Annotated in this window: 2 tRNA genes and 2 rRNA genes; all 4 read right to left on the minus strand. The window is 52.9% G+C overall.

Annotation, left to right across the window (positions count from 1 at the left end):
• Positions 1–25 precede the first annotated feature (25 nt).
• The 4 genes from A9Z05_RS29850 to A9Z05_RS29865 all read right to left on the minus strand — a co-directional run bounded on the left by A9Z05_RS29850 (position 26) and on the right by A9Z05_RS29865 (position 4,973).
• A 23S ribosomal RNA gene (locus A9Z05_RS29850) occupies positions 26–2,906 on the minus strand.
• Positions 2,907–3,184: 278 nt separating this feature from the next.
• A tRNA-Ala gene (locus A9Z05_RS29855) sits at positions 3,185–3,260 on the minus strand.
• Between the two features lie 39 nt (positions 3,261–3,299).
• Positions 3,300–3,376: transfer RNA gene (locus tag A9Z05_RS29860), tRNA-Ile, on the minus strand.
• Between the two features lie 64 nt (positions 3,377–3,440).
• Positions 3,441–4,973, minus strand: a 16S ribosomal RNA gene (locus A9Z05_RS29865).
• The 16S and 23S rRNA genes sit together here with 2 tRNA genes alongside, the layout of an rRNA operon.
• Between the last annotated feature and the right edge of the window lie 250 nt (positions 4,974–5,223).

Consider the following 5,223-nt stretch of genomic DNA (forward strand, 5'->3'; position numbering starts at 1 on the left):
CATCGACACCAGGCAGACTTGTTATAGCATCAAGCCTTACGGGCAATTAGTATCAGTTAGCTGAACGCATTACTGCGCTCCCACCCCTGACCTATAAACGTCCTGGTCTCGAACGACCCTTCATGGGGATCTAGTCCCTCGGGATATCTCATCTTAAGGCGAGTTTCCCGCTTAGATGCTTTCAGCGGTTATCTCTTCCGAACATAGCTACCCGGCGATGCCACTGGCGTGACAACCGGTACACCAGAGGTTCGTCCACTCCGGTCCTCTCGTACTAGGAGCAGCCCCCTTCAAATATCCAACGCCCACGGCAGATAGGGACCAAACTGTCTCACGACGTTTTAAACCCAGCTCACGTACCTCTTTAAATGGCGAACAGCCATACCCTTGGGACCGGCTACAGCCCCAGGATGAGATGAGCCGACATCGAGGTGCCAAACACCGCCGTCGATATGAACTCTTGGGCGGTATCAGCCTGTTATCCCCAGAGTACCTTTTATCCGTTGAGCGATGGCCCTTCCATACAGAACCACCGGATCACTATGACCTGCTTTCGCACCTGCTCGACTTGTCGGTCTCGCAGTTAAGCACGCTTATGCCATTGCACTATCAGCACGATTTCCGACCGTACCTAGCGTACCTTCGTACTCCTCCGTTACGCTTTGGGAGGAGACCGCCCCAGTCAAACTGCCTACCATGCACTGTCCCCGACCCGGATCACGGGCCAAGGTTAGAACCTCAAACAAACCAGGGTGGTATTTCAAGGACGGCTCCACCGAAACTAGCGTTCCGGTTTCATAGCCTCCCACCTATCCTACACAGATCGGTTCAAAGTCCAATGCAAAGCTACAGTAAAGGTTCATGGGGTCTTTCCGTCTAGCCGCGGGTAGATTGCATCATCACAAACACTTCAACTTCGCTGAGTCTCGGGAGGAGACAGTGTGGCCATCGTTACGCCATTCGTGCAGGTCGGAACTTACCCGACAAGGAATTTCGCTACCTTAGGACCGTTATAGTTACGGCCGCCGTTTACCGGGACTTCAATCAAGAGCTTGCACCCCATCATTTAATCTTCCGGCACCGGGCAGGCGTCACACCCTATACGTCCACTTTCGTGTTTGCAGAGTGCTGTGTTTTTATTAAACAGTCGCAGCCACCAGTTTATTGCAACCCCTTCACCCTTCCAGCGCAGGCTGGTCAAGCTACAAGGGCGTACCTTATCCCGAAGTTACGGTACCAATTTGCCGAGTTCCTTCTCCCGAGTTCTCTCAAGCGCCTTAGAATACTCATCTCGCCCACCTGTGTCGGTTTGCGGTACGGTCATCGTTAGACTGAAGCTTAGAGGCTTTTCTTGGAACCACTTCCAATTGCTTCGCTCCCTAAGGAGCTCGCGCCACACCCTTGAATTACGCGCCCGGATTTGCCTAAGCGCCTTCTCCAATGCAGCGACCGGGACTTCCAACACCCGGACAACCTTCCGCGATCCGTCCCCCCATCGCATCTAACAATGGTGCAGGAATATTGACCTGCTTCCCATCAGCTACGCATTTCTGCCTCGCCTTAGGGGCCGACTCACCCTACGCCGATGAACGTTGCGTAGGAAACCTTGGGCTTACGGCGAGGGGGCCTTTCACCCCCTTTATCGCTACTCATGTCAGCATTCGCACTTCCGATACCTCCAGCACCCTTTACAAGGCACCTTCGCAGGCTTACGGAACGCTCTCCTACCATGCGTGCAAGCACGCATCCGCAGCTTCGGTATATAGCTTAGCCCCGTTACATCTTCCGCGCAGGACGACTCGATCAGTGAGCTATTACGCTTTCTTTAAAGGGTGGCTGCTTCTAAGCCAACCTCCTGACTGTTTTAGCCTTCCCACTTCGTTTCCCACTTAGCTATATTTGGGGACCTTAGCTGGCGGTCTGGGTTGTTTCCCTCTTGACACCGGACGTTAGCACCCGATGTCTGTCTCCCGTGATTGCACTCTTCGGTATTCGGAGTTTGCTATGGCGGGGTAATCTGCAATAGACCCCCCAACCATGACAGTGCTCTACCCCCGAAGGTGAGACACGAGGCACTACCTAAATAGTTTTCGGAGAGAACCAGCTATTTCCAGGTTTGTTTAGCCTTTCACCCCTATCCACAGCTCATCCCCTAACTTTTCAACGTTAGTGGGTTCGGACCTCCAGTACGTGTTACCGCACCTTCATCCTGGCCATGGATAGATCACCTGGTTTCGGGTCTACGCCCAGCAACTGAACGCCCTATTCGGACTCGCTTTCGCTACGCCTGCCCTATACGGTTAAGCTTGCTACTGAACGTAAGTCGCTGACCCATTATACAAAAGGTACGCCGTCACCCCTTGCGAGGCTCCGACTGTTTGTATGCATGCGGTTTCAGGATCTATTTCACTCCCCTCCCGGGGTTCTTTTCGCCTTTCCCTCACGGTACTGGTTCACTATCGGTCGATCACGAGTATTTAGCCTTGGAGGATGGTCCCCCCATCTTCAGACAGGATTTCACGTGTCCCGCCCTACTTGTCGCACACCTAGTTCTTTCATACTGTTTTCGCCTACAGGGCTATCACCTGCTATGGCCGCACTTTCCAGAGCGTTCGGCTAACAATACAAATAAAGAGTGCAAGGCTCATCCCATTTCGCTCGCCACTACTTTGGGAATCTCGGTTGATTTCTTTTCCTGCGGTTACTTAGATGTTTCAGTTCACCGCGTTCGCTTCGCATGGCCTATGTATTCAGCCATGGATACTCCAAAAGGAGTGGGTTTCCCCATTCGGACATCTACGGATCAAAGCTCGTTTGCCAGCTCCCCGTAGCTTTTCGCAGGCTACCGCGTCCTTCATCGCCTGTGATCGCCAAGGCATCCACCACATGCACTTGTTCGCTTGACCCTATAACGAGTCTGTCTCGTTACAGGTTGAGTTCTCGCGTTGTGCCGTATTCCAATTGAGTCAAACATAGAGTTCGAATCATCTTGAGATACATCGATACAATCACAACCCGGATAACTTTCACGTCCATCTCAAGACGCTTCCGCTATCCAAATTACTTACTTCTTCCAGATTGTTAAAGAACGACAGCCGATATCTGTTGATATCCTCTGACTGGCTCAATCGCCAATGCAAAATTCTCGGTTCAGCGTCTGAACCAAGCCCTTAGCGTTGGTGATTGGTGGAGGCAGACGGGATCGAACCGACGACCCCCTGCTTGCAAAGCAGGTGCTCTCCCAGCTGAGCTATGCCCCCATTGAGTACAGATGCCTCAGGTGTGTTACCGCCAGACAATGGTGGGTCTGGTTGGATTCGAACCAACGACCCCCGCCTTATCAAGACGGTGCTCTAACCGACTGAGCTACAGACCCCTGAGTCTGTCTTTAATTTACAGCCGATAAGCGTGAGCGCTCAACTTGTGCGAGATAGCTCTGGAAAGGAGGTGATCCAGCCGCACCTTCCGATACGGCTACCTTGTTACGACTTCACCCCAGTCATGAATCCTACCGTGGTGACCGTCCTCCTTGCGGTTAGACTAGCCACTTCTGGTAAAACCCACTCCCATGGTGTGACGGGCGGTGTGTACAAGACCCGGGAACGTATTCACCGCGGCATGCTGATCCGCGATTACTAGCGATTCCAGCTTCATGCACTCGAGTTGCAGAGTGCAATCCGGACTACGATCGGTTTTCTGGGATTAGCTCCCCCTCGCGGGTTGGCAACCCTCTGTTCCGACCATTGTATGACGTGTGAAGCCCTACCCATAAGGGCCATGAGGACTTGACGTCATCCCCACCTTCCTCCGGTTTGTCACCGGCAGTCTCCTTAGAGTGCTCTTGCGTAGCAACTAAGGACAAGGGTTGCGCTCGTTGCGGGACTTAACCCAACATCTCACGACACGAGCTGACGACAGCCATGCAGCACCTGTGCGCCGGTTCTCTTTCGAGCACTCCCGCCTCTCAGCAGGATTCCGACCATGTCAAGGGTAGGTAAGGTTTTTCGCGTTGCATCGAATTAATCCACATCATCCACCGCTTGTGCGGGTCCCCGTCAATTCCTTTGAGTTTTAATCTTGCGACCGTACTCCCCAGGCGGTCAACTTCACGCGTTAGCTACGTTACTAAGGAAATGAATCCCCAACAACTAGTTGACATCGTTTAGGGCGTGGACTACCAGGGTATCTAATCCTGTTTGCTCCCCACGCTTTCGTGCATGAGCGTCAGTATTGGCCCAGGGGGCTGCCTTCGCCATCGGTATTCCTCCACATCTCTACGCATTTCACTGCTACACGTGGAATTCTACCCCCCTCTGCCATACTCTAGCCTGCCAGTCACCAATGCAGTTCCCAGGTTGAGCCCGGGGATTTCACATCGGTCTTAGCAAACCGCCTGCGCACGCTTTACGCCCAGTAATTCCGATTAACGCTTGCACCCTACGTATTACCGCGGCTGCTGGCACGTAGTTAGCCGGTGCTTATTCTTCCGGTACCGTCATCCCCCGACTGTATTAGAGCCAAGGATTTCTTTCCGGACAAAAGTGCTTTACAACCCGAAGGCCTTCTTCACACACGCGGCATTGCTGGATCAGGCTTTCGCCCATTGTCCAAAATTCCCCACTGCTGCCTCCCGTAGGAGTCTGGGCCGTGTCTCAGTCCCAGTGTGGCTGGTCGTCCTCTCAGACCAGCTACTGATCGTCGCCTTGGTAGGCCTTTACCCCACCAACTAGCTAATCAGCCATCGGCCAACCCTATAGCGCGAGGCCCGAAGGTCCCCCGCTTTCATCCGTGGATCGTATGCGGTATTAATCCGGCTTTCGCCGGGCTATCCCCCACTACAGGACATGTTCCGATGTATTACTCACCCGTTCGCCACTCGCCACCAGGTGCAAGCACCCGTGCTGCCGTTCGACTTGCATGTGTAAGGCATGCCGCCAGCGTTCAATCTGAGCCAGGATCAAACTCTTCAGTTCAAACCTGTTACTGTTTTCGGTTCAGTTAAGAACCGGTCGCTCACTCAAAGCTGACAGGAATATGAATCACTTCATAAACCTGACTTACTTTAGTGTGAGACTCTTGATACTTTTGCTATCTGATCCGAGGATCAGCTCGCTACCATCAAGCGCCCACACTTATCGGCTGTTAATTTTTAAAGAGCATTCTGCGAGGAACTTCGTGTTTCCCGGCAGCGCTGCGTTTTCAGCAGCAGAGAAGCGAGATTAT

Origin of the sequence: Burkholderia sp. A2, assembly GCF_001729305.1 — a bacterium.
Lineage (GTDB): Bacteria > Pseudomonadota > Gammaproteobacteria > Burkholderiales > Burkholderiaceae > Burkholderia > Burkholderia sola.